At 73.4% G+C, this 24,419-nt stretch carries 23 protein-coding genes; 12 read left to right on the top strand and 11 right to left on the bottom strand.

The window, feature by feature from the left end; translation table 11 throughout:
* Positions 1-33: 33 nt before the first annotated feature.
* Together aspA and ACIP4Y_RS14005 are read left to right on the top strand one after the other, a co-directional pair.
* The gene (aspA, locus tag ACIP4Y_RS14000) at positions 34-1,446 is read left to right on the top strand and encodes an aspartate ammonia-lyase (RefSeq protein WP_401392218.1); all 1,413 of its coding nucleotides are present in this window, start codon (positions 34-36) and stop codon (positions 1,444-1,446) included.
* A gap of 118 nt (positions 1,447-1,564) precedes the next feature.
* Entirely contained in the window at positions 1,565-2,494 is a 930-nt protein-coding gene (locus ACIP4Y_RS14005; protein WP_401392221.1) for a glutaminase, read from the top strand.
* Between the two features lie 361 nt (positions 2,495-2,855).
* Here ACIP4Y_RS14005 and ACIP4Y_RS14010 read toward each other — a convergent pair whose 3' ends face one another.
* Together ACIP4Y_RS14010 and rho are read right to left on the bottom strand one after the other, a co-directional pair.
* Positions 2,856-4,028 carry a D-alanyl-D-alanine carboxypeptidase family protein gene (locus ACIP4Y_RS14010; RefSeq protein ID WP_401392223.1) on the bottom strand — a complete coding sequence of 391 codons (1,173 nt, stop codon included), beginning with the start codon at positions 4,026-4,028 and terminating at the stop codon, positions 2,856-2,858.
* Positions 4,029-4,141: 113 nt separating this feature from the next.
* Positions 4,142-5,290, bottom strand: a complete 1,149-nt coding sequence (rho, locus tag ACIP4Y_RS14015; RefSeq protein WP_401392226.1) for a transcription termination factor Rho — start codon at positions 5,288-5,290, stop codon at positions 4,142-4,144.
* A gap of 521 nt (positions 5,291-5,811) precedes the next feature.
* Here rho and ACIP4Y_RS14020 point away from each other — a divergent pair.
* The 3 genes from ACIP4Y_RS14020 (at position 5,812) to ACIP4Y_RS14030 (ending at position 8,071) form a co-directional block, all read left to right on the top strand.
* Positions 5,812-6,669 carry a hypothetical protein gene (locus tag ACIP4Y_RS14020; protein ID WP_401392229.1) on the top strand — a complete coding sequence of 286 codons (858 nt, stop codon included), beginning with the start codon at positions 5,812-5,814 and terminating at the stop codon, positions 6,667-6,669.
* Between the two features lie 119 nt (positions 6,670-6,788).
* Positions 6,789-7,262: a hypothetical protein gene (locus ACIP4Y_RS14025; RefSeq protein ID WP_401392232.1), complete on the top strand. Its 474-nt coding sequence runs from the start codon at positions 6,789-6,791 to the stop codon at positions 7,260-7,262.
* Positions 7,263-7,306: 44 nt separating this feature from the next.
* A complete protein-coding gene (locus tag ACIP4Y_RS14030) occupies positions 7,307-8,071 on the top strand; it encodes a class I SAM-dependent methyltransferase (RefSeq protein ID WP_401392235.1) in 765 nt (254 codons plus the stop codon).
* Here ACIP4Y_RS14030 and ACIP4Y_RS14035 read toward each other — a convergent pair.
* The 6 genes from ACIP4Y_RS14035 to ACIP4Y_RS14060 form a co-directional block, all read right to left on the bottom strand.
* The gene (locus tag ACIP4Y_RS14035) at positions 8,049-8,792 is read right to left on the bottom strand and encodes a GntR family transcriptional regulator (protein ID WP_401392238.1); all 744 of its coding nucleotides are present in this window, start codon (positions 8,790-8,792) and stop codon (positions 8,049-8,051) included. The two genes, ACIP4Y_RS14030 and ACIP4Y_RS14035, sit on opposite strands and share 23 nt — an antisense overlap.
* A gap of 152 nt (positions 8,793-8,944) precedes the next feature.
* On the bottom strand, positions 8,945-10,126 hold the full coding sequence (locus ACIP4Y_RS14040; RefSeq protein WP_401392241.1) for a serine hydrolase domain-containing protein: 1,182 nt from the start codon (positions 10,124-10,126) through the stop codon (positions 8,945-8,947).
* A 108-nt stretch (positions 10,127-10,234) separates the two neighbouring features.
* Positions 10,235-11,203, bottom strand: a complete 969-nt coding sequence (locus ACIP4Y_RS14045; RefSeq protein ID WP_401392244.1) for an acetylxylan esterase — start codon at positions 11,201-11,203, stop codon at positions 10,235-10,237.
* A 192-nt stretch (positions 11,204-11,395) separates the two neighbouring features.
* A complete protein-coding gene (locus tag ACIP4Y_RS14050) occupies positions 11,396-11,980 on the bottom strand; it encodes a DUF3592 domain-containing protein (protein WP_401392525.1) in 585 nt (194 codons plus the stop codon).
* Positions 11,981-12,237: 257 nt separating this feature from the next.
* A complete protein-coding gene (locus ACIP4Y_RS14055) occupies positions 12,238-12,993 on the bottom strand; it encodes a ferredoxin reductase (RefSeq protein ID WP_401392247.1) in 756 nt (251 codons plus the stop codon).
* Positions 12,986-13,591: a sulfite oxidase-like oxidoreductase gene (locus tag ACIP4Y_RS14060; protein WP_358636637.1), complete on the bottom strand. Its 606-nt coding sequence runs from the start codon at positions 13,589-13,591 to the stop codon at positions 12,986-12,988. The genes ACIP4Y_RS14055 and ACIP4Y_RS14060 overlap by 8 nt, the downstream gene beginning before the upstream one ends.
* Before the next feature lie 237 nt (positions 13,592-13,828).
* On the opposite strand from ACIP4Y_RS14060, the gene ACIP4Y_RS14065 reads away from it, so the two are divergent.
* Positions 13,829-14,593: a GNAT family N-acetyltransferase gene (locus ACIP4Y_RS14065; RefSeq protein ID WP_401392251.1), complete on the top strand. Its 765-nt coding sequence runs from the start codon at positions 13,829-13,831 to the stop codon at positions 14,591-14,593.
* Positions 14,594-14,606: 13 nt separating this feature from the next.
* Here ACIP4Y_RS14065 and ACIP4Y_RS14070 read toward each other — a convergent pair whose 3' ends face one another.
* Positions 14,607-15,005, bottom strand: coding sequence for a MarR family winged helix-turn-helix transcriptional regulator (locus ACIP4Y_RS14070; protein ID WP_401392528.1), 399 nt, complete (start codon positions 15,003-15,005; stop codon positions 14,607-14,609).
* Positions 15,006-15,130: 125 nt separating this feature from the next.
* Here ACIP4Y_RS14070 and ACIP4Y_RS14075 point away from each other — a divergent pair, with 125 nt between their 5' ends.
* Together ACIP4Y_RS14075 and ACIP4Y_RS14080 are read left to right on the top strand one after the other, a co-directional pair.
* Positions 15,131-16,195, top strand: a complete 1,065-nt coding sequence (locus ACIP4Y_RS14075; RefSeq protein WP_401392254.1) for a hypothetical protein — start codon at positions 15,131-15,133, stop codon at positions 16,193-16,195.
* 275 nt (positions 16,196-16,470) lie between these two features.
* Positions 16,471-17,259 (top strand): putative protein N(5)-glutamine methyltransferase, encoded by a 789-nt coding sequence (locus ACIP4Y_RS14080; RefSeq protein WP_401392257.1) that lies wholly within the window; start codon positions 16,471-16,473, stop codon positions 17,257-17,259.
* Positions 17,260-17,276: 17 nt separating this feature from the next.
* Here the strand turns inward: ACIP4Y_RS14080 and ACIP4Y_RS14085 are convergent, their stop codons facing one another.
* Positions 17,277-19,355 carry a SpoIIE family protein phosphatase gene (locus tag ACIP4Y_RS14085; RefSeq protein ID WP_401392260.1) on the bottom strand — a complete coding sequence of 693 codons (2,079 nt, stop codon included), beginning with the start codon at positions 19,353-19,355 and terminating at the stop codon, positions 17,277-17,279.
* 311 nt (positions 19,356-19,666) lie between these two features.
* Here ACIP4Y_RS14085 and ACIP4Y_RS14090 point away from each other — a divergent pair, with 311 nt between their 5' ends.
* From ACIP4Y_RS14090 to ACIP4Y_RS14105, 4 genes are all read left to right on the top strand, one after another.
* Entirely contained in the window at positions 19,667-20,548 is an 882-nt protein-coding gene (locus tag ACIP4Y_RS14090; protein WP_401392263.1) for a hypothetical protein, read from the top strand.
* A 95-nt stretch (positions 20,549-20,643) separates the two neighbouring features.
* Positions 20,644-21,018: a hypothetical protein gene (locus tag ACIP4Y_RS14095; protein ID WP_358636625.1), complete on the top strand. Its 375-nt coding sequence runs from the start codon at positions 20,644-20,646 to the stop codon at positions 21,016-21,018.
* 228 nt (positions 21,019-21,246) lie between these two features.
* Positions 21,247-23,259 carry an FAD-dependent oxidoreductase gene (locus tag ACIP4Y_RS14100; protein WP_401392267.1) on the top strand — a complete coding sequence of 671 codons (2,013 nt, stop codon included), beginning with the start codon at positions 21,247-21,249 and terminating at the stop codon, positions 23,257-23,259.
* A gap of 31 nt (positions 23,260-23,290) precedes the next feature.
* Positions 23,291-23,836 carry a PadR family transcriptional regulator gene (locus ACIP4Y_RS14105; protein WP_401392270.1) on the top strand — a complete coding sequence of 182 codons (546 nt, stop codon included), beginning with the start codon at positions 23,291-23,293 and terminating at the stop codon, positions 23,834-23,836.
* A 7-nt stretch (positions 23,837-23,843) separates the two neighbouring features.
* Here the strand turns inward: ACIP4Y_RS14105 and ACIP4Y_RS14110 are convergent, their stop codons facing one another.
* Complete coding sequence (locus tag ACIP4Y_RS14110; RefSeq protein WP_401392273.1) at positions 23,844-24,383, bottom strand: hypothetical protein; 540 nt, start codon at positions 24,381-24,383, stop codon at positions 23,844-23,846.
* Positions 24,384-24,419 lie beyond the last annotated feature (36 nt).

Genomic DNA, 24,419 nt, shown 5'->3' on the forward strand with positions numbered 1-24,419 from the left:
CCTCCGTACCTCAGAAAGAGGACCCGTACTCCCATGACCGCCGCCACCCGCAGCGAACACGATCTGCTCGGCGACCGTGACGTCCCCGCCGACGCGTACTGGGGTGTCCACACCCTGCGCGCGACGGAGAACTTCCCCATCACCGGCACCCCCATCTCCGCGTACCCGCATCTGATCGACGCCCTGGCCGCCGTCAAGGAGGCCGCCGCGCTCGCCAACGAGGAACTCGGCCTGCTGGCGCCCGAGAAGGCCGCGGCGATCGTCGCGGCCTGCCGGGAGATCCGCGCCGGCAAACTGCACGACCAGTTCGTCGTGGACGTCATCCAGGGCGGTGCCGGCACGTCCACCAACATGAACGCCAACGAGGTCGTGGCCAACCGAGCCCTGGAACTGCTCGGCCACGCCAAGGGCCGGTACGCGTATCTGCACCCCAACGAGGACGTCAACCTCGGCCAGTCGACCAACGACGTCTACCCGACCGCCGTCAAGATAGCGACGGTCTTCGCGGTACGTGGACTGCTCAAGGCGATGTCCGTACTGCAGGACGCGTTCGCCGGCAAGGCCGTCGAGTTCCGTGACGTGCTCAAGATGGGCCGTACCCAGTTGCAGGACGCCGTGCCGATGACTCTCGGCCAGGAGTTCTCCGCGTTCGCCGTCATGATCGAGGAGGACCGCAGCCGCCTCGCCGAGGCCGTCGAGCTGATCCACGAGATCAACCTCGGCGCCACGGCCATCGGCACCGGCCTCAACGCGCCCGCCGGCTACGCAGAGGCGGCCCGCCGCCACCTGTCCGCCATCACCGGCCTGCCCCTGGTCACGGCCGCCAACCTGGTCGAGGCCACCCAGGACTGCGGCGCCTTCGTCCAGATGTCCGGCGTCCTCAAGCGGATCGCGGTCAAGCTCTCCAAGAGCTGCAACGACCTGCGTCTGCTGTCCTCCGGGCCGCGCGCGGGCCTCGGCGAGATCAACCTGCCGCCGGTGCAGGCCGGTTCGTCGATCATGCCGGGCAAGGTCAACCCGGTCATCCCCGAGGTGGTCAACCAGGTCGCCTTCGAGGTGATCGGCAACGACGTCGCCATCACCATGGCCGCCGAGGCCGGACAGCTCCAGCTCAACGCCTTCGAGCCGATCATCCTGCACTCCCTGTCGGAGTCGATCACGCACCTGCAGAGCGCCTGCCGCACGCTCGCCGAGCGCTGCGTGTCCGGCATCACCGCCAACACCGAGCGGCTGCGCGCCACCGTGGAGAACTCCATCGGCCTGGTCACCGCGCTCAACCCGCACATCGGCTACACGGCGGCGACCGACATCGCCAAGGAGGCCCTGCGCACCGGCCGCGGCGTCGCCGAACTGGTGCTGGAGAAGGGCCTGCTGCCCGCCGAACGGCTGACGGCGCTGCTCCGCCCGGAGGTGCTCGCATGCAACGGGACCCCGCAGGTGATCTGACGCCACGGCACCCGCGTGCCGCCCGCTCCGGTCCGCCGGGCGGGGCCGGCACGCGGGTGCCGTCACCCCCGCACCCCACACCGCGGCCCCCGTGGCGCCCCGGATCCGGCGGTGCGGCATGATGACGATCATGTCCTCGCAGTTCCAACCGGTCCTCGACAGCATCCTGGCGGAGATCGAACGCACTCCCGGGCGCGGCCGGTCCGCCGACTACATCCCGGCACTCGCCGCCTGCGATCCCCGCCGTTTCGGCATGGCCGTCGCCGAACTGGACGGCACCGTGTACGGGGTCGGGGACTGGCGGCAGCCGTTCTCCGCGCAGTCCATCACCAAGGTCTTCACGCTCGCCCTGGACCTGGCCCGCGAGGGCGACGAACTCTGGGAGCACGTGGGCCGCGAGCCCTCCGGCAACCCGTTCAACTCGCTGGTCCAGCTGGAGTACGAGGACGGCATCCCGCGGAATCCTTTCATCAACGCGGGTGCCCTGGTCGTCACCGACCGCCTGCAGACCCGTACCGGCGACGCGGCCGGCGAACTGCTGTCCTTCCTGCGCGCCGAGAGCGGCAACCCCGCGCTCGACTTCGACCAGGAGGTCGCCGCCTCCGAGACCGCGCACGGCGACCGCAACGCCGCCCTCGCCCACTTCATGGCGTCCTACGGCAACATCGACAACGAGGTGCCGGCCCTGCTCGACCAGTACTTCCGGCAGTGCTCCATCGCCGCCTCCTGCGCCGACCTGGCCCTCGCCACCGGCTTCCTCGCCCGGCACGGCATCCGCGCCGACGGCAGCCGGCTGCTCAGCCGCAGCCAGGCCAAGCAGGTCAACGCGGTCATGCTGACCTGCGGCACCTACGACGCGGCCGGCGACTTCGCCTACCGCGTCGGCCTGCCCGGCAAGAGCGGGGTCGGCGGCGGGATCATCGCCGTCGTACCGGGCCGGTGCACGCTGTGCGTGTGGAGCCCGGGCCTGGACGAACGCGGGAACTCGGTGGCGGGTGTGGCTGCCCTGGACCGTTTCACGACCCTGACCGGCCTGTCGGTGTTCTGAGAGGCGTGACCGGAGCCGGCCGGCACCGACCCCGCGCCGTCACATCTCGGCTCAGGGCTGCCGTCGCCTTCCGACCACCCGGCGCCGACGGCCTGACCCGGTGCCGGCAGACGCTGGGCCCGGCCGGTACCGCCTTCCACGCCCTCGGCGGTGACTCGGCACAGGCGGCGCTGAGCCAGGTGAGGGTGTACTTCGGGAGCGTCCTGCCGATCGCGGCCTGGTCCGCGCCCCCTAGCCGCCCTCGCGCCCTGCTGCTCGTGCCGCCGCTGGTCGGCCAGACGTGGCTGTCGCCTTCGCGGTGCTGCGCGCCGGGCACTGGCGGGCCGCGGGCGCCCTGCCTGCCGCTCGCCCTGCCGACGGGTCAGTCGCGGGCCGACCGTCCCCCCTTGGCCCGCAGCGCCAGCGCCACGGCTCCCGCGCCGAGCCCGGTGAGACCCGCGACGACGGCGGTGCCGGACCAGTCCGAGCCCTCGTCGTCCGGTGCCACGGCCGCCGCCACCGGCTTGGCGGACACCGGCGTACGGGACGGCGGGCGCAGTCCGTCCAGCGAGCCGACCGGATCCACCTGCCCGGCCGCCGCGAAGCCCCAGTCGAGCAGGGCGCGGGCCTCCTCGTACACGGTCAGCCCGCCGCCGTCCTGAGGATTCAGCACGGTCACCACCAGTGTGCGCCCGCCCCGCCGGGCCGCTGCCACCAGCGTGTTGCCCGCGTTGCTGGTGTAGCCGTTCTTGATGCCGATCAGCCCCGGGTACGGCGCCACACCGTCCTCGCCGGTCAGCAGCCGGTTGGTGTTCTCGATGGGGTACGACGACCCGTCACCGGGGAAGAGTGCCTCGGCGGTGGCGCAGTACCGGGCGAAGTCGGGATTGTGCAGGCCCGCCCGGCCGAACACCGCCAGGTCGTAGGCGGAGGACACCTGGCCGGGTGCGTCGTAGCCGTCCGGGGAGACCACATGGGTGTCCAGGGCGCCGAGCGAACGGGCCTTGTCCTGCATCCGGCGGGCCGTATGCTCCCAGCCGCCGTTCAGCCGGGCCAGCACGTGCACGGCGTCGTTCCCGGAGCTGAGGAAGACCCCGCGCCACAGGTCAGCCACCTGGTAGGTGTGGCCCTCCTCGACACCGACCAGGCTGCTGCCCTCCCCGACGTCCGCCAGCTCCTCGTAGCGCACGGTGTGCTGCTGCCCGCCGGGCAGTCCCGGCAGCACGGTGAGCGCGAAGAGGGTCTTCAGGGTGCTCGCGGGCGGCAGCTCGCGGTGCGCGTCGTTCGCCGCCAGCACCTCCCCGCTGCCCGCGTCTGCGACGAGCCAGGAAAGCGCCGAGACCTCCGGCGGTGCGGGCGTGCCCCGGTGCGGCCGGACCTGGACGCCGGAGCGGTAGAGCAGGGACGGCCCGGGCGTCGTGGCCGGGGGGCGCGGCGGAGCGGGCTCGCCGGCCCGGGGTCCGGCGGCGGCAGCGGCCGGCGTGAGTGCCAGCAGGCCCGCCACACAGAGGGAGCAGGCCGACACAGCCGCGCGATGACAGAATCCGGTGACCATACGATCAACGTACGAACATGGTCCGCGTGCACCACGCTGCCCGGGCCGTTCGGGTCGCCGGGCAACCCGGATGCCGCACCGGCCGCCCCGCCCGGCCGCCCCGTGGCCGGGCGTCAGCCGGCCGGCAGGGTGGGCCGGATCTGCCGCAGGAACGCGGCATTGTCCGGCGTCGCGCGCAGCCGTTCCAGGAGGGTCTCCAGGGCGGACGGCCCGGCTTCCCGGGAGCGCAGGGCGCGGCGCAGACCGGTGGTGGCCGTCAACTCGGACGGGGTGAGGAGGAGTTCCTCGCGCCGGGTGCCGGTGGTGTCGAGGTCCACGGCGGGGAAGACGCGGCGGCCGGCGAGTTCCCGGTCCAGGCGCAGCTCCATGTTGCCCGTGCTCTTCAGCTCCTCGAAGAAGTAGCCGTCGGCCCGCGAGCCGGTGTCGACCAGGACCGTGGCGAGGATGGTGAGCGAGCCGCCCTCCTCCGCCTGGCGCGCGGCGCCGAAGAACCGCTTGGGGCCGAGCAGCGCACCGGCGTCCACACCGCCGCTCAGGGTACGGCCGCCGGCGGCGGAGGCGTTGTTGTGCGCCCGGCACAGCCGGGTCAGCGAGTCCAGCAGGACGACGACGTCCTCGCCGGCCTCCACCAGGCGCTTGGCGCGCTCCACGACGAGGTCGGCGAGGGAGATGTGCTCCTTGGGCGACCGGTCGAAGGTGGAGGCGTACACCTCGCCGCGCACCGAGCGGCGCATCTCGGTGACCTCCTCGGGCCGCTCGTCCAGCAGCAGGACCATCAGCCGGCACTCGGGGTGGTTGCCGGCCACGGCGGCGGCGAGCTGCTGGAGCAGCACCGTCTTGCCGCTCTTCGGCGGGGCCACGAGGAGGCCGCGCTGGCCCTTGCCGACCGGCGCGAGCAGGTCGGTGACGCGTCCGGCCAGGCCGGAGGCGGGGTGTTCGAGGCGCAGGCGCCGGTGCGGGTGGAGCGGGGTGAGGTCGCTGAAGTGCCGCCGGGAGCGCACATCGCCGGGGGCGCGCCCGTTGACGCGCGCGACCTCGGTCAGGGCCCGCTGCGCACCCCGGACGCCCTCGACCAGGTCACCCTTGCGCAGTCCGTGGCGGCGGATCAGCGCCGGTGCGACCTGCGGATCGGCGGGAGAGGGGAGGAGGCTCGCGGCCCTCAGGTGCCCCTTTCCGTGCGCGTCGATGTCGAGGACACCGGTGACGAGCGGGGCGACCGGGGCCTGCCGGACCTCGGGAGGGTGTTCGAGTGTGGTGGTCATGGCGGGAGTCCTTTCGCGGACGGATGTCGCGGACGGAACAGGGACGGGAAAGAAAGGGGTGAGGCCGCGAGCGGGAGGCGTCTGCGACTGCCTCCGGGCGGCGGGAACGGCACCTCGGCCACGGCGGAGAACGCTCGTCCTGAGGTGGTGCTGGGAAGCTGACGCGCCGCGAGCCGGATATCCGGGGGAACGGCGGACGGATCAGCGTGAAGGAGAGAAACCGGCACCGGCGGCCACGGTGGGCGTGCACGAGTGCTGATGGCACGGTACCACCCGATGGCGTGCCGTGTCCGTGGTCGCCTCAACACACCGCCGCAGCGGCCTGTTCCCGGGGTGGGAGGATCGAGCGTCTTGCCAGGGGGACGTCAGACTACGGAGCCTGCCGGTATACCTCGCCCCGGCCCGCTCGGATCCCGGTCCGCGTGTCGGCGGCACCCATGGATCCGTAGCAGATGTCCACAGACCATAACGATCCCGGACGTCGGGGGACTTGACCACCAACCCTGTATTATCTTCGCGGCATGTCCACGCCACCGCAGCCCCCGCAGCCGGCCGGCCAGCCCGCGCAGCAGCCGGGCGTCCCGCCGCAGCCGACGGCCTACCCCTACCCGAACCCGCAGTCGCCCCCGGCGGGCGCCTTCTACGCGCAGCCGACGCTGGTCGGCCAGCCCGCGCCGGGGCAGCCGCAGCAGGGGAACCCCTACGCGGCGCCCCAGTACGGGCCCGTGCCGCCCGCCCCGCCGGCCGGCGGGGGAGGGGCCGGCCGGGCGGTGCTGTGGGCCGCCGTCGGAGCCGTCGTGGCCTCCGCCGCCTGGGCGGCCGGCGTCCTCCTCCTGGGCGGGAAAGGCGACAGCGCGGACCTGCGCGGCTACGCGGCGCCCTCCAACATGTGCTCCAGCGCCGACTACGGTTCCTTCAAGGACGAGTACACCCAGGACGACTCCTCGCCGACCCGCACCTCCCTCGAGGACAAGGCGCTGGAGGAGAGCTACTGCAGCCTGAGCCTGAAGAAGTCCGGCTCGTCGTACGCGGACGCCTACCTGACCATCCAGCTGGACCTGCACAAGAAGACCGACCCGGGGCCCGAGTTCACCGCCACCTGGAAGAACTACGGCGAGAGCCACACCGGTTACGACGTCGACGCGGTCGAGGGCATCGGGGACGAGGCCTACCTGATCAGCCAGGACACCACCAACGGCTCCTCCAGCGGGTCCCGTTACGCCACGCTCGCCGTCCGCGACGGCTGGGTGACGTACCTGATGACCTACAGCACCTACGTCACCTCCTACGACGCGGACAAGGACCCGCCCGCGCTCACCGACGTGACCGACTGGCTGAAGACCGACACCAAGGCGACGCTGCGCCAGCTCCAGGACTGACCGCCCCGGCACCGCGCCGGACTCGCTGTCGTCACCCCTCGTACCCGCCGGTCGCCCGTCGGAGTGGTGATGCCCCGCGGTACCGCCCGTGACCTCGGGCGGTACGGCACAGTGGGCGGGTGTCTCGCCGACTTCTCCCGCTGCTCGCCGCGGCGCTGATGGGCCTCGCCGGCTGCACCACCGTCAGCTCCGTCCCCCCGCCCGACACCGCCCGCTCCCGGCCCTCCCTCGCACCCGACACGGTGGTGCGCCCCTCGGTGCCCCAGGAACCGGTCCGAGCGCCGTCCGGCAAGGCCGCGCTCGTGCGTACCGGACGCGCGCATCCGGACAAGCACCGCTCGGCCGCGCCGAGGCGGCAGCCCGGGCCCGTCGGCGTGCCGGTGGCCGCGCCGCGTTCCCGGGCCGTGGCCCCCGCCGCCCCGCCGGTGCGGCACCCCCGCCCGGAGCGCCGGCCCCCCGTACGACGCCCGGCCCGGCGCCCCCGCCCCGTCCCACGGCCGCCCGCCGCCGCCCGCATGCGCGACCTGTGCCGCCAGGCCGACGGCGTGGCCGAGCCCCCGATCGTCCGGCTCTGCCACGACACCTTCGGCTGAGGAGCCCGCGGCACGGGTACCCGCGACCGGCATAGGCTGACGCCATGTTCGGTCCCCAAGGCCCCACGCTCCGCGAACTCGCCGTGCAGGCGCTGTCGTCCGTCGAGCACGGCTACGACCTGCTCGCGCCGAAGTTCGACCACACCCCCTTCCGGACCCCCGACGGGGTGCTGGACGCGGTGGCGAAGGCGCTGGCGCCCCTCGGCCCGTTCACGGACGGACTCGACCTGTGCTGCGGCACCGGCGCCGGGACGCGCGTGCTGACCGAGCTGTGCCGGCGCAGTGTCACCGGGGTCGACTTCAGCGCCGGCATGCTCGACATCGCCCGGCAGCGGGTGCGGCCCGTGGACGGGCCCGGTATCGCCTGGGTGCGCGGTGACGCCCGGGCCCTGCCGTTCACGCCCGCCTTCGATCTCGTCGTCTCCTTCGGGGCGTTCGGTCACTTCCTGCCGCGGGAGCTGCCGGGCCTGTTCGCGCAGGTCGGCTCGGTGCTGCGGCCCGGGGGCCGGTTCGCCTTCCCGGTGTTCGCGCCGCCCCGGCCGGCGCACCCCGGCTTCTGGATGCTGCTCGGCTTCGACACGGTGATGCGGGTGCGCAACGCGCTGTGGCGACCGCCGTTCGTCATGTACTACCGGGCCTTCCGGCTCGGCACCGTCCTGCGGGAACTGGAGCGCGCGGGTCTGACGGTCGAGCTGGGCGTCCTGCCCGGGTTCGGCCGACGCGCCGACGGCAGCCCGCGCGCCCGGCTGGTGGTGGCCCGCCGGCCCGAGGCACGGCCCGCGCAGGTCAGCCCGCCGCGGGCAGAGTGAACTCGTAGACCAGCGCGTCCTGTTCCGCGTTCACCACCAGGTCGGTGATCTCCAGCGGGCGCGCGTACTGGTCGTGCACGCGCCGGGTCACCCGCACCGAGGAGGCATGGCCGACCTGGGTGATGGAGTCCCGGTGGTGCAGGGTCAGCCCGGCCTTGCGCATCCAGTCGTAGGCCCGCCGCAGCTGCGCGGGCGTGGCCCCGTCGGCCCGGTCCCGGTAGCGGGCCAGCTCAGCCACCTCGGCCAGCACCACCGCCGAGAACGACGTCACCGCCGTCCGCAGCGACCGGCCGTCCGGTGTCACCGACAGGTAGCGGTGGACCAGGGTCGGCCGGTGCGGGGCCAGGTCCAGCGCCCGCGCATGCTCCGGCGGCGGCGCCTCCCAGGTCACCGTGGCCCGGTCGACCGCACAGGGGTCCGCCGACCGGGCGCCCACCGGGAAGGCGAGCGACTCCGGCGTCTCGACCGGCCGGCCGGGCAGCGTGGCGTGGCTGCCCCGCCGGTCGGTGGCGACCAGGCCGCTGCGGCGCAGCACCTCCAGCGCCTGCCGGACGGTCTCCCGGCTGACGCCGTAATGCGCGGCCAGGTGCCGCTCGCCCGGCAGCCGTTCACCCGGCGGAATGGTGCCGTCGCGCAGTTCGTCGAGCAGCAGCGCCGCGATCCGCCCGTACAGGGGCCGGTCGTCGTCGGGCGGGGAATCGTGCGGGGTGGTGCGGGCCATGCCGCGCCCTCCTGTCGTGACAAAACGTAGTCGTGCGGGCTCGTTCCGCGACCACAATTAGCATTGGTCTAAACCACGAGGGAAGAGCGGTCCGCCGGTTCGACCGAAATCCACCCGCACGCACGGCGGTCGCCGGCCGCCGCGACGCCTGCTCACAGGGCCCGGTAGAGGGCCTCGACCAGCGCGGTTTTCCGTGGATCATCGGCGATGTGCGGGCCCATCCGGTTCATGACGTAGCCCAGCGACACCCCTGCCTCCGGGTCGGAGAGCCCACAGGAACCGCCGAATCCGTCGTGGCCGAAAGCTCGCGGATTCGGGCCGTACGACCCGTGGGACCCGCTCAGCCACAGACCGAGCCCGGCCTCGGTCTCCCCGTCGAAGCCCGCGCCGATCACCAGGTCGCGACAGCTGCCCTGGCCCTCGCGCACCCGCTCCGCGGCCTGCGGGGACAGGATCCGCCGGCCACCGTGCACGCCGCGCCCGGCGAGGACGCCGTACAGTGCCGCGACCGCCCGGGCGGTGCCGTGTCCGTTGGCCGCCGGGGTCTCCGCCGCCCGCCAGCCGGCGCTGTTCGCCTCCGCCGCCCCGACGACGGGGTTGGCCAGGGCGGCCAGCGCCAACTGGCTGAACGCCGCCGTCCGGTCACCGGCCGCCGCGGCCGACGGATGCACCAATTCGGCCGCCCGGCCCCACTCGCGCGCCGGCAGGCCGATCGTGAAGTCGATCCCGAGCGGGCCGGTCACCTCCCGCTCCAGGAAGGCCCCCGGCCGCAGCCCCGAGACCCGTCGTACGACCTCGCCTACCAGGAAGCCGTACGTCAGCGCGTGGTACCCGGACCGGGTGCCGGGCTCCCACCAGGGCGCCATGGCCGCGAGCCGGGCGGTGGTCAGCTCCCAGTCGTACAGGTCCTCCAGGGTGTGCGGCTCCCGCAGTCCGGCCAGGCCGGCGCGGTGCGACAGCAGGTGCCGTACGAGCACCTTGTCCTTGCCCGCGGCGGCGAATTCCGGCCAGTACGCGGCCACCGGCGCGTCGAGGTCGAGCAGACCCCGGTCGGCGAGGAGGTGCGCGCACAGGGCCACGGGTCCCTTGGTGGTCGACCACACGTTCACCACCGTGTCCCGCTCCCAGGGCCGGGTGCGCGCCGCGTCGGCCCAGCCGCCCCAGAGGTCCACCACCGTCTCCCCGGCGACGGTGACCGCCACCGCGGCGCCGAGTTCGCCCCGTTCACGGAAGTTCTCCTCGAACGCCTCCCGTACCGCGGCGAACCGCGGATCGCAGTGACCGTGGATCCCTGTGCGCGGCTGCGGTGTCTGCCGTGTCTCCTGCGCGGACATGTGGCCTCCGTCGTCGTCGGCGAACCCGGGCCGCGACGCCGCGGCCCGGGCGCACCGAACGTACCGACTGGTCGGACCGGAGGGAAGTCCGCGTGCTCGGGGCGCGTCTCAGGCGTACGACCGCAGCCAGCGCAGCTTCGCCGCTTCCTGGAAGGGGCCGCCGCCCTCGTGGTCGTTGAAGTCGTACACCTCGATTGCCTTGTCCTCGTGCGCCCACGCGTTGAACGCCGCGTACACGGTCGACGGCGGGCAGGTCTGGTCCTCCAGCGCCGCCGAGAACAGTGCCGGCGCCCGGCCCCGGGCCGCGAAGTGCACCCCGTCGAAGTAGGACAGCGTGCGCAGCACGTCCGCCGAGCGCCCGCGGTGCGTCTTGAGGAACAGGCCGATCTCCCGGTAGGGGTGACGGTCCGTCAGGACCGCCGCGCGCGGGAAGTCGCACAGGAACGGCACGTCCGGGGCGACTGCCACCAGGTCGGGGACCAGGCCGCCGACGGCCAGGGCGATGCCGCCGCCCTGGCTGCCGCCGGTCACCGCGGTCCGCGCCGCGTCGGTCAGCGGATGGGAGCGGGCCGCCTCGACCGCCCGCACGGCGTCCGTGAACACCCGGCGGTAGTAGTAGTTCTCGGGCGCGTCGATGCCCCGCGTCATGAACCCGGGGTACGCGGGCGCCGCGCCCACCGGGTCCGGTGTGCCGCCACCGCCGCCCCAGGCGCTGCCCTGGCCGCGGGTGTCCATCGCGAAGTGCGCCCGGCCCGTCGAGGCCCACAGCAGGTTCTCGTGCGGCAGGCCGCGCCCGCCGCCGTAGCCGATGAACTCCACGACCAGGGGCAGCGGTTCCGAGGCCCCGGCCGGCAGCCGCAGCCAGCCCTTGACGGGGTGGCCCCCGAACCCGGCGAACGTCACGTCGTACACCTCGACCGTGGACAGTCCGGTCTCCACCGGCTCGAAGCGCGCGTCCAGTTCGTGCTCGCGGGCCTGCTGGAGCGTCTTGTCCCAGAAGGTGTCGAAGTCCTCCGGTTCGCTGGACTCGCTGCGGTACGCGCGGAGTTCGTCGAGGGGCAGATCGAACAGGGCCATCAACAACCGCCTTTGTGAAGGGAGACTGCGTCGACTCACCGTACGTGGGTGATCGGATGACTCGCCAGGGTTCGGCGGGGCTGCGGCCATTCCGCCCGTGGTGTTCCGGTGCTGGTAGTGCGGTGAGTAAGCGCTTGCTCCCGGGTGGGCGAGGCGGCACCTCGTGCTCCCAGTGGTCGGGTGATCAACCCGTCACGTGCGCGGCTGGGTCCAGCGCGGCCCCGTCCGGGCCCACTCCCGCTCCCACTCGGCCAGCCGGTGGCGCAGCGCGATCCGGCGTTCCACCGCATAGCCGAGGATCACCACGGTCGCCGTGCCGCCGGCCGCGCACAGCCCGACGGTGACCGCGTGCTGCGAGACCGCCAGGTCGTCCGGTGGCGGGGCGACACTGCGGCCCCGGGAGTCGAACCACACCGAGACCGGCTCGCCGGCGCGGGTCCCCGACGGCACCCGGGCCCACGCCGTCCGCACCCCCTGGCCCGGATCGGTCCAGCGGACCTGGGCGCGATAGGGGTGCCGGCGGTCGCCGTGCACGTCGGACAGCCGCTCGGGCGCCTCGCCGATCACCACGGCCCGGACCTGATGGCGCTCGGCCCGCTGCACCGCGGCGAGCGCGCTCGCCCGGTCGTGCGCGTGCAGGCCGGCGGCCACCCCGACCAGGGGCGCGACCACGAACAGCAGGACGGCGACCACCAGCACCGTCCACGCCTCCACGACGTCCGACCGGCGTCGCAGCGGATTGCGCCGCCAGCGCCAGCCACGCACCCGGGTACGCATGTCCACCTCCTCGCCACCGCCGGAGCCGGAGAGCCGGAGGAGCCGGGCCGCCGGTCCACCGCCCCCACCGCTCACGCACACGAGCGTCCACACCCGTCTCGTACCCCGTTCGGCGCACCTCGCGCATGCCGTGAACCGCGACTTCCAGCCCATATGACGCACGGCACCCGCCATGCGCCCCACGATGGCGCGCCATGCCCCGCCGCGCGACCCGGGCGCCCGGCGGAGCCGCTCGATGCCGGCCGAGCCGCCCGGTCTCAGCCGAACCGCTCGATCCGGATCCGCTCCACCGGCTGGCCCGCGGCGACCAGCAGCCGGGAAGCATGTTCGGCAAACCCGTTGGTTCCGCACACATAGGCCTCCCACCCATGGGCGGGCTGCTCGGCCAGGAGCGGCGCCACATGTGCGGCCGTCATACGTCCCACCGGCACCCCGGGGGGAGCGCTGCGGGTGAAGACGGGCGTCGTCTCCGCGCCCAGTTCCGCCGCGTAGATCAGCTCCTCGGGGCTGCGCGCCGACACCAGCATCCGCAGCGGGACGGTGAGGCCGCGCGTCCGGTGGTGCCGGACCATCGACATCAGCGGTACGACGCCGGAGCCGGCCCCGAGCAGCAGCGCGGGCCGGTCGCCGGGCCAGGCGAAGAAGCCGCTGAGCGGGCCGCGCACCTCGACCGTGTCGCCGGGCCGGGCCACGGTGTGGAACCAGCCCGAGACCTCGCCGTCCGGCACCTGGTCCAGGGTCAGCTCGATGTGGCCGGAGTCGTCCGGCGCCGACGCGATCGAATAGTGGCGCTGCGCGACGTAGCCGTCCGGCGCGGTCAGCCGCAGCATCAGGTGCTGGCCCGGCAGGTGCCCCGCCCACTCCGGCACCGCCAGCCGGAACGTCGCCGCGCGCGGCGTCTCGCGCCGGATCTCCGTCAGGGTGGCGGTCTGCCACACCGCCGCCGCCTGCCGGCTCACGGCGATCCGCTCCGGCACGGCGAACCCGGTCGGGGGAGTCGTCGTCTCAGTCACCGGAGTACCGCTGCTCCTCCCAGGGGTTGCCGCGCGCGTGGTAGCCGTTGCTTTCCCAGAAGCCCGGCTCGTCGTGGTCGAGCAGCGTGATGCCCGCGATCCACTTGGCGCTCTTCCAGAAGTAGAGGTGGGGAACCACCAGCCGCGCCGGACCGCCGTGCTCCGGCGGCAGCGGCTCGCCGTCGTACTCCCAGACGATCCAGGCCCGCCCGCCGGCGAGGTCGGCGAGCGGCAGGTTCGTGGTGTAGCCGGTGTGGGAGTGGGCGACGGCATGGGTGGCGGACCCATGGGGCCGCACCACATCGAAGAAGGCGTCCAGCGAGACGCCGCCGAACCGCACGCCGAATTTCGACCAGCCGGTCACACAGTGGATGTCACCCTCGTACGCCGACGCGGGCAGCGCGTGCGCGGCGTCCCAGTCCCAGGCCTGCGGGCGCTCGACCAGGCCGTCGATGCGGAAGGACCAGTCGGCGGGGGAGAGGTCCGGGGTGACCTCGGCGGACAGGACGGGCCAGTCGTCGCGCGCGTCGTACTGCCCGGGCGGCAGACCCGGGTTGTGGACGCGCGGACGGCCCGAGAAGCCTCGCGTGACGTTCATGGTTCAACCGTACGCTGTCGCTGCGGGTGCTCCGCCCCTGGCCCGCGCCCCCGTCATTGCGGCCGTATGAACTCTCCCCGGAGCCGGGAATACCGGGCCCGTCGCCGCTCCTTGCCGATCGGTGCCGGCTCCGGTGCTCGACGGCAGCGCGCGGGACGCGCCGGTGAAGCGCGAGAGAAGTGAGGGAACGAGGATGCCCCAGGCGTACCTGTCCAAGACCGTGACCGAGGTGGCCGGATGAGCGTCGTGAGCAGCCCGGGCGGCCCCGGCCGGACCGCCGCCGGCGTCCCGCACGTCCTCGACAACCCGGCCCTCGCCTCCCTGACCGGCCCGCACGCCCGCTTCGCCGAGCGGCGCGGCCGGGTGCTGCGCTACCCGGTCGACGTCTCGCCGTGGCTGGCGCTGCCCGACGAACCCGAGGCCCGGGACTGGGCGGACCTCGCCGCGCTGGCCGGCCCCGGCGCCGAGGTCCCGCTGCCCGGCTTCCGCGGGCAGGTCCCGGAGGGCTGGGAGATCACCTTCCGGATCGAGGGCGTGCAGCTCGTGGACGACGGCCTCGCCGCCGCACCGGACCCGGAGGCGGTCCCCCTCGGCCCGGCGGACGTCCCCGAGATGCTCGACCTGGTGGCCCGCACCCAGCCGGGACCGTTCCTCCCGCGCACCGTGGAACTCGGTACCTACCTCGGCATACGCCGTGACGGCGCGCTGGTCGCCATGGCGGGGGAGCGGCTGCACCCGCCGGGCTGGACCGAGATCAGCGCGGTCTGCACCGATCCCGCCTTCCGCGGCGAGGGCCTGGCCACCCGGCTGGTCCTCGCGGTCGCGCACGGCATCCGGGAGCGCGGGGAGGCGCCGTTCCTGCACACCAGTGCCGAGAACGGCACCGCGATCCGGCTGTACGAGTCGCTCGGCTTCCGGCTGCGCCGCCGCACGGCGTTCCTCGCCGCCCGGGTGCCGCAGCGGCTGACGGACGGCGGCCGCGCGGCGGTGCCGGTGCCGTGACCCGGCGGCTCCCTCAGGCCGGATCGGCGCCGCCCGGCTCCGCGTTGTACCGCTCCAGGTAGGCCGCGAACCGCACCAGGTCCTCCTCCGGCCAGCCCGCGAGCCGCTCCCGGAACGCGGCCCGGCGGCTGCGGGTGACCTGGGCCAGGATCTCCTGGCCGGCCTCCGTCAGATGCAGTACCTGGACCCGGTGGTCCTCCGGGTCCAGCCGGCGCTCGATCAGCCCGGCCCGCTCCAGCGCCGCCACCTGGCGGCTCACCGTGGACTTGTCCAGGGCGTAGTGCGCCGCCAGGTCCGTCGCCCGGCAGCCGCCGCGCTCCTCCAGGTGGCCGAGCAGGGTGTACGACACCAGGGACAACTCGGGGTGCATGCGGCCCGCCGAGGCGCGGGCCCGGCGGGCGAAGATGGTCATCTCGCGCTGGATCGTCTCCACGGCCGACTCCGCTGCGCTCACGGGAATACCTCCTCCGGCATTGTAGTTGTATAGTACAACTTGGAGTGAAAGTTGTATAAGCCAACCTTTGGAGGTCGCGCGCGATGAGGTCACCGGCACTGCGCCATGTGCTCACGCACCTGATCACCCCGCTGCTGATGTGCATCGGCATGGGGCTCGCGTACATGGGGGCGTTCGTCACCCCGGAGCCGAACCACCTGCCGGTCGCCGTCGTCGGCACCGCCCCGGAGGCCAAGGTCTTCGCGCAGACGGTCAAGGACACCGCGGGCGACAAGCTCGACGTCCGTACGGTCGCCACCCGTGGGGACGCCGTCCGGCTGCTGCGGTCACGTGAGGTGACCGGCGCCTATGTGCCGAGCGCCAAGGCGCCCGAGCTGCTGGTGGCGAGCGCCGCGTCCGACATGGGAGCCACCGCCGTGGAGAAGGTCTTCACGCCGGTCGCCGCCGGGGAAGGCCTCCCGCTGAAGATCACCGACGTCGCCGAGCCCGTCGCCGACGACCCCACCGGCCAGGGCCTGTTCTTCCTGCTGATCGCGGTCAGCATCGGCTCCTACGCCTCGGTCGCCGCCCTCGGCGCCGCGGGTGCCGCCCTCGCGATGCGGGTCCGTGCCCTGCTCGCGCTCGGCGTCTCCGCGGTGGTCAGCGGCATCGGCGCGCTGCTCGCCGGGCCGGTGTTCCACCTGGCCCACCACGACCTCGCGGGCGTCTGGGGCATGGCCTGGCTGTACTCGGCGGGCATCCTCCTCATCGGCGTCGGCCTGCACACCTTCCTGAAGCGGTGGACCACGCTCACCATGATGGTGCTGTTCGTCATGCTGAACTTCACCAGCTCCGGCGGCCTGTTCCGGCCCGAACTGCAGAACGGCTTCTTCGGCACCCTGCACGCCTTCTGGAACGGCGCCGGCTTCGTGGAGGGCGTCCGCAGCCTGCTCTACTTCGGTGACGACGGCCTCGCCCGCACGGTATGGACCCTCGCCGCCTGGCTCCTGGCCGGCCTGGCGGTGACCGCGATCGCCGCCCTGTACGAGCACACCCGCCGCCCCCGGCAGACAGCCGCGACCCCCGACGCCGAGCGCAAGCACCAGCGGGACACCGAGGACGTGGAGCAGGACGCCGAGGAGGAGGCCGAGGAGACGGTGGGCGTCTGACCCGCCGGGGCTGCCGTGCGACGCCCCGCCCGCCCGCGGCCGCCGAACTCCGCGGCTCGCCAAGGCCTTCGCGTGGTCGTGGCCGCAGAGTCCTCGTGGGCGGTGCGCTAAAGTGGCCGTCCGGCCGCGGTGAACGCGGCGCCGATGACGAGGAGGTGAGTCCCATTACCGCTGTGTCGGCTGGGGTGCTCTCTCCTCGTGACGGCGCGGTACACCGGCAGCGGTGACCGCGGGAGCGCCCTGAAGGCTTCGCGCTCCCGAAAGGTTCGGCTTCCATGCCCACTCCCGCACCGTTCTCCCCCTCCGCCACCGTCTCCGCGTTGCGCGCCGCCGGCTGTGTCTTCGCCGAGGACGAGGCCGAGTTGATCCTCGCCACCGCCCGTACGCCCGAGGAGGCGGCCCGCATGGTGGACCGGCGCGCCGCCGGACTGCCGCTCGAACAGGTCCTCGGCTGGGCCGGGTTCCACGGGCTGCGCGTCACCGTGGAACCGGGCGTCTTCGTGCCCCGCCGCCGTACCGAGTTCCTCGTGGACCAGGCGCTGGCCGCCGTACCGGATGCGACCGTGGTCGTGGACCTGTGCTGCGGCTCCGGGGCGCTCGGCGTGGCCCTGGCCGCCGCCCTGGGCGAAGCCGAGGTGCACGCCGCCGACGTCGACCCGGCCGCCGTACGCTGTGCCCGCCGCAATCTCGTCCCCTTCGACGGCCGGGTCCACGAGGGCGACCTGTACGACGCCCTGCCCGCCGGCCTGCGCGGCCGGGTGGGCATCCTGACCGCCAACGTGCCCTACGTTCCCACCGCCGAAGTGGCCCTGCTGCCGGCGGAGGCCCGCGACCACGAGCCGCTGGTCGCGCTGGACGGCGGCGCCGACGGCCTGGACGTGCTGCGCCGGGTGGCCGCCGGGGCCCCCGCGTGGCTCGCCCCCGGCGGCTGCCTGCTGACGGAGACCAGCGAGCGCCAGGCACCGGCCGCCGTACAGGCCTTCGCGGACGCCGGTCTGACGCCCCGTCTGGCGGTGGACGAGGACCTGTACGCGCATGTGGTGATCGGCGTACTGCGCCGGTGACGCACGCCCGCCGGGCGCTACGGCAGTTCCTGGGCCCGGGCGATCAGCAGGGCCACGTCGTCGTGGTTGTCCGGGTGGTGCAGCGTGCGCAGGAGGAGGTCGCAGGCCTCCTCAAGGGGGCGGGCCGGATCGTCGAGGAGGGACAGCATGAAGGCCAGCCGCTCGTCCAGCGAGTGGCGGCGGGTCTCCACCAGCCCGTCGGTGTAGAACACCAGCTCGTCGCCCGGTGCGAAGTCGACCGTGACGGTGGAGAACTCCACCCCGCCCACCCCCAGCGGCACCCCGGTGGGCAGGTCCAGCAGCTCCGGCGGGTGGCCGGGCCGTACCCGGGCCGGCGGCAGATGGCCGGCGTTGGCGATCCGGCACTGGCGCAGATGCGGGTCGTGGACGGCGTACACGCAGGTCGCGATGGAGTGGTCCAGCGCCGAGGTGGTCTTGTCCAGGTGCTCCAGCAGCCGGGCCGGGTCGAGGTCCAGGGCGGCCAGGGTGGTCGTCGCGGTGCGCAGCCGGCCCATCGTGGCGGCCGCGCTGATGCCGCTGCCCATCACGTCACCCACGACGAGCGCGGTCTTGCCCCCCTCCAGCGGGATGACGTCGAACCAGTCCCCGCCGACCTCGCTGGTCGCGCCCGCCGGCTGGTAGCGGGAGGCCACCTCCAGGCCGGTGGTCACCGGCGGATGACTGGGCAGCAGGCTGCGCTGGAGGGTGAGGGCGGTGTTGCGGGCGTTCTGGTACCAGCGCGCGTTGTCGATCTGCACGGCCGCACGGGCGGCCAGCTCCCTCGCCAGCAGGACGTCGTCCTCGTCGAAGGGCGCCGGATTGCGGGTGCGCTTGAGGTCGAGCGCGCCCAGCACCTCGCCGCGCGCGATCAGCGGCACGGCGAGGTACGAGTGCAGGCCCGCGCGGCCGAGCAGGACGGCCGCCTCGGGGGAGCGGGCGATGCGCGGCAGGTCCTCGTCCTTGACCTGCCGTACCAGCACCGCCTCGCCGGTGCGCACGCACTCGGTGACCAGGCGGTCGGGCGCGTACCGGGCGATCTGGCCGGGCGGGTCGGCGGCGCGCACGGCCTCCGTCCCGTTCGGCGGACGCACCGCGAGGGCCCGGATCACCGCCGCCTCCGAGGGACCCAGCGTGCTCTGCCGGCCCTCGACCACCGCGTCCAGCAGGTCCACGGCGGCCACGTCGGCCAGTTCCGGTACGGCGACGTCGGCCAGCTCGCAGGCGGTGCGTTCGAGTTCGAGCGTCGTACCGATCCGGGCGGAGGCGTCCGCGATGACCGCGAGCCGGCGCCGGGCGGCCTCCGCCTCGACCGAGGCCCGGTGCTGTTCGGTGATGTCGACCACCGACACCGCCACGCCCAGCACGTTGCCCATCGCGTCCTCGAGCCGGTACAGCGAGTGCGCCCAGGTGTGGTCCTCGTCCGGGTCGGCGGGCGTACGGCCGACCAGCGTGTCGTCGATCACCGGCACGCCGGTCTCCAGCACCTGCCGGGCGCCGGCCTCCACGGACGTGGAGTCCAGCATCGGCAGCACCTCGCGCAGCGTGCGGCCCACGTGCTCGGCCGCCGGCACCCCGTTGATCTTCTCCAGGGCCGGGTTGACCGAGACGAACCGCAGCTCGGTGTCGAGGACGGCGTACCCGATCGGTGACTGCTTCACCATCCGCTCGGACAGCGCCACGTCCTGCTCCAGCCGCCGTATGGTCGACTGGTCGGCGGCGAGCCCGAGCGCGTACACGTCCCCCTGGTCGTCCAGCAACCGCATGTTGCGGAACTCCACCAACCGAGTGCTGCCGTCCTTGCGCCGGATCGGGAAGCCGCCCGCCCAGCTCTCCCCGGTCCGCATCACGTCGGCGAAGAGCCTGCCGACCAGCTGGATGTGCCGTTCGTGCACCATCAGCCGGGCGGCGTACTGGCCGAGGGCCTCCTGCGCGGTGTAACCGAACAGCTCCTCCGCCTGCGGGCTCCACAGGACGATCCGGCCGTCGGTGTCCAGCACCACCGAGGCCACGCCCAGGACGTCGAGCAGTCCGCCCGGCGGCACCGGCCCGCGCGCCGGCTCGCCGTTCTCCGTCGCCGGAGCCTCGGCTGCACTCATGCCACGCACCGCCTTCGCCCGTCCGCACGGCACGTCGTCCCCCGTGCCGACTCCCCTTGTTCTACCGCGCTCACACCCGACTCTCCGACGCCGTCGCCGTCTACCTCCACCATCTCTCAACACGGCGGCGGACGTCCGCCGAAGTCGCCGCGCCGGTGCTGCGCGTGCGGGGTCTCCTGCCGAGACCGTACAGCGCGGTCCCGCGGGCCGTGAGAGTTCACGCCCATGTTGCGCATTTGGTCTGTACATGACCACCGCGCCACGCCAGACTGTCCGCCGACCGAGTGCCCCCCACCTCCGAGGAGCCGGCCATGCCCGCGTCCGCACGGCAACGCTGTCACGCAGTCCTCGCCGGACTCGTCACCCTCGCCACCGCCGCCGTCGTGTCCCTCGCCGCGCCCACGCCCGCCGGCGCGGCCGGCATCTGGACCGAGGCCGGCTCCGACCGCGCCGACCCGCTGACCGAGAGCCAGGGCCTGACCTCGGTGGAGGTCCCCGCGAACAGCCCCAACCACTACACCGGCATCGGCACCATCCCCCTCGGCGTCTCCAGTCGCGGCTGGAACCACGTCGGCGACCCCGACGCCTCGTACAACGGCTACTACATCGAGCCCTACCAGCGGGACTCCGGCAACTCCAAGATGTTCCGCGTCCAGGCGCCCGGCGGCGCCTGGACGGAGTACGTCCACACGCTCGGCGCGGGCGAGGCGCCGAACAACTCCTGGGTCGCGATCTCGCCCGACGGCCAGTGGATGCTGTCCGGCGAGTGGGGCACGATGACCCGCCTGCTGGTCTTCCCGACCCCCGGCGTCAACCCGTCCACGTCCCCCTCGGCGAACCTCCCGCAGGCCTCCACGGTCCGCCTGGACCACGCCGTCCGTGACGTCCAGGGCTGCGACTTCTCCGGCCCCACCACCCTGCTGTGCTCCTCCGACGACCCGGAGGGCAGCCTCTTCGGGCTCACCAAGCCGCTGCTCCAGATCGACCTGTCGGCCGCCCCGAACGGCACCGCCGACGTCTCCGGCCATGTCACCGCGCTGCGCCAGCTGCCGCTGCGCAGTTCCTGCTCGGGCGGCTTCGAGGCGGAGGGCATCGACTACGACCGGCGCAGCGGCGTCCTGCGCGTGATCGTGATCTCGCCCGGCTTCTGTGTGCTCACGGACAGCAAGACGTACAAGTTCTCACGCGGCTGAGGTGTGTCCGGCGGCTCGTGGTGCTTTCCTGAGGATGGACGCGGTTCGGCGGGGTACCCCGTTCCACCGCAGCACGGCCACGAAAGGAGCGATCAATGGCAGACACGGAGCGGTCGCATCCGGAAACCGTCTCGGTGGAGATCAGCGGATATTCCAAGGACGACGCCCGGCTCGTCTTCGAAGCGCTCAGCGCCTGCTTCTCCTCCGACCGGGATCCCGAAGAAGTACCACAGCAACTCCACGAGTCACGTCCGATGGTGTGGCTCGGCACGTACGACGTCGCGGACGCCCGCGGCGGGGGCTGCCCGCCGGTCCGCCTCGGCTCGCCCGTTCAGGCGGACGTGCAGGGCAGCTACTGGGCGGTGGAGCGCTTCCGCACCACCCTGGACGCGATGTTCACCGTGCAGGAGACCTGCACGGCCTCCGGCGACCAGGAGCGTGACCTGCACCTGCGCCTGGAAAGCCGTTGAATTCCCGGGGTGTGACCGCCGGCTGAATGCGTCGGGCCGCATGTCCAGGACAGCGCCCCGGCCGACCCCTCGTCGGCCGGGGCGTACCGCTCAGCAGTGGGTGTACATACCAGTAGTTACAGAGCAGGTACGTGGGCGGGGTCACCGTCAGCCGGTTGTGCAACTAGTTGCATAAAGCGTCGGGCTTCCTCTACAACAGAGGCGACGACACCGCGCACGGAGGGCCCGATGAGCCGTTACCCGCACCTGATGACCCCGCTCGACCTGGGCTTCACCACGCTGCCCAACCGTGTCCTGATGGGCTCGATGCACGTCGGCCTGGAGGAGGCCGAGCGCGGCTTCGAGCGGATGGCGGCGTTCTACGCGGCCCGCGCGCGCGGCGGAGTGGGACTCATCGTCACCGGCGGCATCGCCCCCAACGAGGAGGGCCGGCCCTACGAGGGCGGGGCCAAGCTCACCACCGAGGCGGAGGCCGAGCAGCACCGGACCGTCACGGAGGCCGTGCACCGCGAGGGCGGCCGGATCGCGATGCAGATCCTCCACTTCGGCCGGTACGCCTACCACCGCGACCTCGTCGCGCCCAGCCCGATCCAGGCGCCGATCAGCCCCTTCGTGCCCCGCGAGCTGAGCGACGCCGACGTCGAGCGCACCATCGAGGACTACGCCCGCGCCGCCCGCCTGGCCCGGCGAGCCGGCTACGACGGCGTCGAGATCATGGGCTCCGAGGGCTACCTGATCAACGAGTTCATCGCCGCGCAGACCAACCGGCGCACGGACCGCTGGGGCGGCTCGTACGAGAACCGGATGCGGTTCCCCGTCGAGATCGTCAAGCGGGTGCGCGAGGCCGTCGGCGAGGACTTCATCGTCATCTACCGGCTGTCCATGCTGGACCTGGTCCCGGGCGGCTCCTCGCTGGACGAGGTGATCACCCTCGGCAAGGCCGTCGAGGCCGCCGGGGCCACGATCATCAACACCGGCATCGGCTGGCACGAGGCCCGCATCCCCACCATCGCCACCTCCGTGCCGCGCGGCGCCTACACCTGGGTCACCAAGAAGCTCATGGGCGAGGTCTCCGTGCCCCTGGTGACCACCAACCGCATCAACACCCCGGAACTCGCCGAGGAGCTGCTGGCCGGCGGCTGCGCGGACATGGTCTCCATGGCCCGCCCCATGCTCGCCGACCCCGACTTCGTCGCCAAGGCCGCCGCCGGCACCCCGGAGGCCATCAACACCTGCATCGGCTGCAACCAGGCCTGCCTCGACCACACCTTCAGCGGCCAGATCACCTCCTGCCTGGTCAACCCGCGCGCCTGCCACGAGACCGAGCTGGTGCTCGCGCCGACCCGGCTGAAGAAGCGGGTCGCCGTCGTCGGCGCCGGTCCGGCCGGCCTCGCCTGCGCGGTCTCCGCCGCCGAACGCGGCCACGCCGTCACCCTGTTCGACGCGGCGAGCGAGATCGGCGGCCAGCTCAACGTCGCCCGCAAGGTCCCGGGCAAGCAGGAGTTCGACGAGACGCTGCGCTACTTCCGCCACCAGCTCGACGCCCACGGCGTCGACGTACGCCTGGACACCTGGGTCACCCCCGAGACCGTGGCCGGCTACGACGAGGTCGTCGTCGCCACCGGCGTCACCCCGCGCACCCCCGAGATCCCCGGCGTCGACCACCCCCGCGTCCTCGGCTACCTCGACGTCCTGCGCGACGGCGCCCCCGTCGGCGACCGCGTCGCCGTCCTCGGCGCCGGCGGCATCGGCTTCGACGTCGCCGAGTTCCTCACCGACGGCGGCGACAAGGCGAACGACCCGGAGACCTACTTCCGGCAGTGGGGCGTCGACATGGAATACCAGGCGCCCGGCGGCCTCGCCGCCCCGCAGCGGCCCGCGCCGCCCCGCCAGGTCCACCTGCTCCAGCGCAAGACCACCAAGGTCGGCGCCGGCCTCGGCAAGACCACCGGCTGGATCCACCGCACCGAGCTGAAGCACCGGGGCGTGACCATGGTGCCGGGCGTGCGCTACGACCGGATCGACGACGCCGGCCTGCACATCACCGTCGGCGAGGAGAGCACCGTCCTGGACGTCGACACCGTGGTGCTCTGCACCGGCCAGGAGCCGCGCCGCGACCTGTACGACGAGCTGGTGGCCGCCGGGATCGGCGCCCACCTGATCGGCGGCGCGGACGTCGCGGCCGAACTGGACGCCAAGCGCGCCATCAAGCAGGGCACCGAGCTGGCGGCGGCGCTGTAGGGGGCCGGGCGCGCGTCCCTAGGATGAGCCCATGTCACTCCCGCACGCGATCCTCACCGCCCTGCTGGAAAAGCCCTCGTCGGGGCTGGAGCTGACCCGCCGGTTCGACAAGTCGATCGGCTACTTCTGGTCCGCGACGCATCAGCAGATCTATCGCGAGCTGGGGAAACTGGAGGCCGAGGGGTTCATCCGGACGCTGCCGGCCGAGCAGCCGGCCCGCGGGCAGAAGAAGAGTTACGAGGTCCTGCCCGCGGGCCGCGCCGAACTGGCCCGCTGGACCGCCGCCGCACAGGACCCCAGGACGATGCGGGATCCGCTCCTGCTGCGGCTGCGCGCGGCGGCCGTGGTCGGCACCGCGGGCCTGGAGGCCGATCTCCGCCGCCACCTGGAGCTGCACCGGCGCCAGCTGACCGAGTACCAGGAGATCGAGCAGCGCGACTTCCCGCCGGACCGGGACGCCCCGGAGGACCGGCTGCGCCACCTGGTCCTGCGGGCCGGCATCGACCTGGAGACCTTCTGGACCCGGTGGCTCACCCAGGCCCTGGCGGAGTTCGCCGAACTGCCGGACGCCGACTGAGGGGTACTCAGAGCCGGTACGGCTTCGAGCGGCGGCGCAGGAACCAGCCGGTGGCGACGAGCCCGGCGCCGACCAGGGCTCCGCCGAGCCCGAGCGTCAGCGCGCCGTAGTCACGGGCGGCGCCGCCGAGGCCGCCCATCACGCCCCGGGACGGGGTGGGGGCGGACGTCGCGGAGATCGTCGGCCGCGCGGGCGAGGAGACGATCACCGACTGGCTGCCCGCGGTGGCGCCGCTGGAGCAGACCACGACCACGGTGTACGTCCCCGGGCTCACCGACGACCAGGCCGCGGACTGGCTGACGGTGGTGCCGGACAGCGCCACCTGCCGGCCCTGGGCGAAGTTCGCCTGCCGGCTGGTGAGCAGGGCTGCCGTCCCCCAGCTGCCGTTGATCTGGGTGCACGCGCTGGTGACCACCGAGACCGTGGAGCCGGTGGTGCTGACCGAGATGCCCGAGACCGCGGCGGACGGCCCGGCGAGCGCGGCCGGGAGCGCGGCGGCGGCCGCCAGGGTCAGGCCGGAGCGGAGCAGGAGTCGCGAGTTGTCCATGGGCTGGCCTCCGGCGGCACGGTTGGCGGTACGTCC

Origin of the sequence: Streptomyces sp. NPDC088810 (assembly GCF_044750305.1) — a bacterium.
Classification (GTDB): Bacteria; Actinomycetota; Actinomycetes; order Streptomycetales; family Streptomycetaceae; genus Streptomyces.

Bases quoted from the DNA above. Each gene is read 5' to 3' on its own strand.
- ACIP4Y_RS14030 (WP_401392235.1), top strand. From the start codon at position 7,307: ATGTTCGGTCCCCAAGGCCCCACGCTCCGCGAACTCGCCGTGCAGGCG.
- ACIP4Y_RS14070 (WP_401392528.1), bottom strand. From the start codon at position 15,005: ATGACCATCTTCGCCCGCCGGGCCCGCGCCTCGGCGGGCCGCATGCAC.
- ACIP4Y_RS14090 (WP_401392263.1), top strand. From the start codon at position 19,667: ATGCCCGCGTCCGCACGGCAACGCTGTCACGCAGTCCTCGCCGGACTC.
- ACIP4Y_RS14110 (WP_401392273.1), bottom strand. From the start codon at position 24,383: ATGGACAACTCGCGACTCCTGCTCCGCTCCGGCCTGACCCTGGCGGCC.
- rho (WP_401392226.1), bottom strand. From the start codon at position 5,290: ATGACCACCACACTCGAACACCCTCCCGAGGTCCGGCAGGCCCCGGTC.
- ACIP4Y_RS14050 (WP_401392525.1), bottom strand. From the start codon at position 11,980: ATGCGTACCCGGGTGCGTGGCTGGCGCTGGCGGCGCAATCCGCTGCGA.
- ACIP4Y_RS14005 (WP_401392221.1), top strand. From the start codon at position 1,565: ATGATGACGATCATGTCCTCGCAGTTCCAACCGGTCCTCGACAGCATC.
- ACIP4Y_RS14080 (WP_401392257.1), top strand. From the start codon at position 16,471: ATGCCCACTCCCGCACCGTTCTCCCCCTCCGCCACCGTCTCCGCGTTG.
- ACIP4Y_RS14065 (WP_401392251.1), top strand. From the start codon at position 13,829: ATGAGCGTCGTGAGCAGCCCGGGCGGCCCCGGCCGGACCGCCGCCGGC.
- ACIP4Y_RS14045 (WP_401392244.1), bottom strand. From the start codon at position 11,203: ATGGCCCTGTTCGATCTGCCCCTCGACGAACTCCGCGCGTACCGCAGC.
- ACIP4Y_RS14035 (WP_401392238.1), bottom strand. From the start codon at position 8,792: ATGGCCCGCACCACCCCGCACGATTCCCCGCCCGACGACGACCGGCCC.
- ACIP4Y_RS14060 (WP_358636637.1), bottom strand. From the start codon at position 13,591: ATGAACGTCACGCGAGGCTTCTCGGGCCGTCCGCGCGTCCACAACCCG.
- ACIP4Y_RS14040 (WP_401392241.1), bottom strand. From the start codon at position 10,126: ATGTCCGCGCAGGAGACACGGCAGACACCGCAGCCGCGCACAGGGATC.
- ACIP4Y_RS14085 (WP_401392260.1), bottom strand. From the start codon at position 19,355: ATGAGTGCAGCCGAGGCTCCGGCGACGGAGAACGGCGAGCCGGCGCGC.
- ACIP4Y_RS14105 (WP_401392270.1), top strand. From the start codon at position 23,291: ATGTCACTCCCGCACGCGATCCTCACCGCCCTGCTGGAAAAGCCCTCG.
- ACIP4Y_RS14010 (WP_401392223.1), bottom strand. From the start codon at position 4,028: ATGGTCACCGGATTCTGTCATCGCGCGGCTGTGTCGGCCTGCTCCCTC.
- aspA (WP_401392218.1), top strand. From the start codon at position 34: ATGACCGCCGCCACCCGCAGCGAACACGATCTGCTCGGCGACCGTGAC.
- ACIP4Y_RS14095 (WP_358636625.1), top strand. From the start codon at position 20,644: ATGGCAGACACGGAGCGGTCGCATCCGGAAACCGTCTCGGTGGAGATC.
- ACIP4Y_RS14020 (WP_401392229.1), top strand. From the start codon at position 5,812: ATGTCCACGCCACCGCAGCCCCCGCAGCCGGCCGGCCAGCCCGCGCAG.
- ACIP4Y_RS14075 (WP_401392254.1), top strand. From the start codon at position 15,131: ATGAGGTCACCGGCACTGCGCCATGTGCTCACGCACCTGATCACCCCG.
- ACIP4Y_RS14100 (WP_401392267.1), top strand. From the start codon at position 21,247: ATGAGCCGTTACCCGCACCTGATGACCCCGCTCGACCTGGGCTTCACC.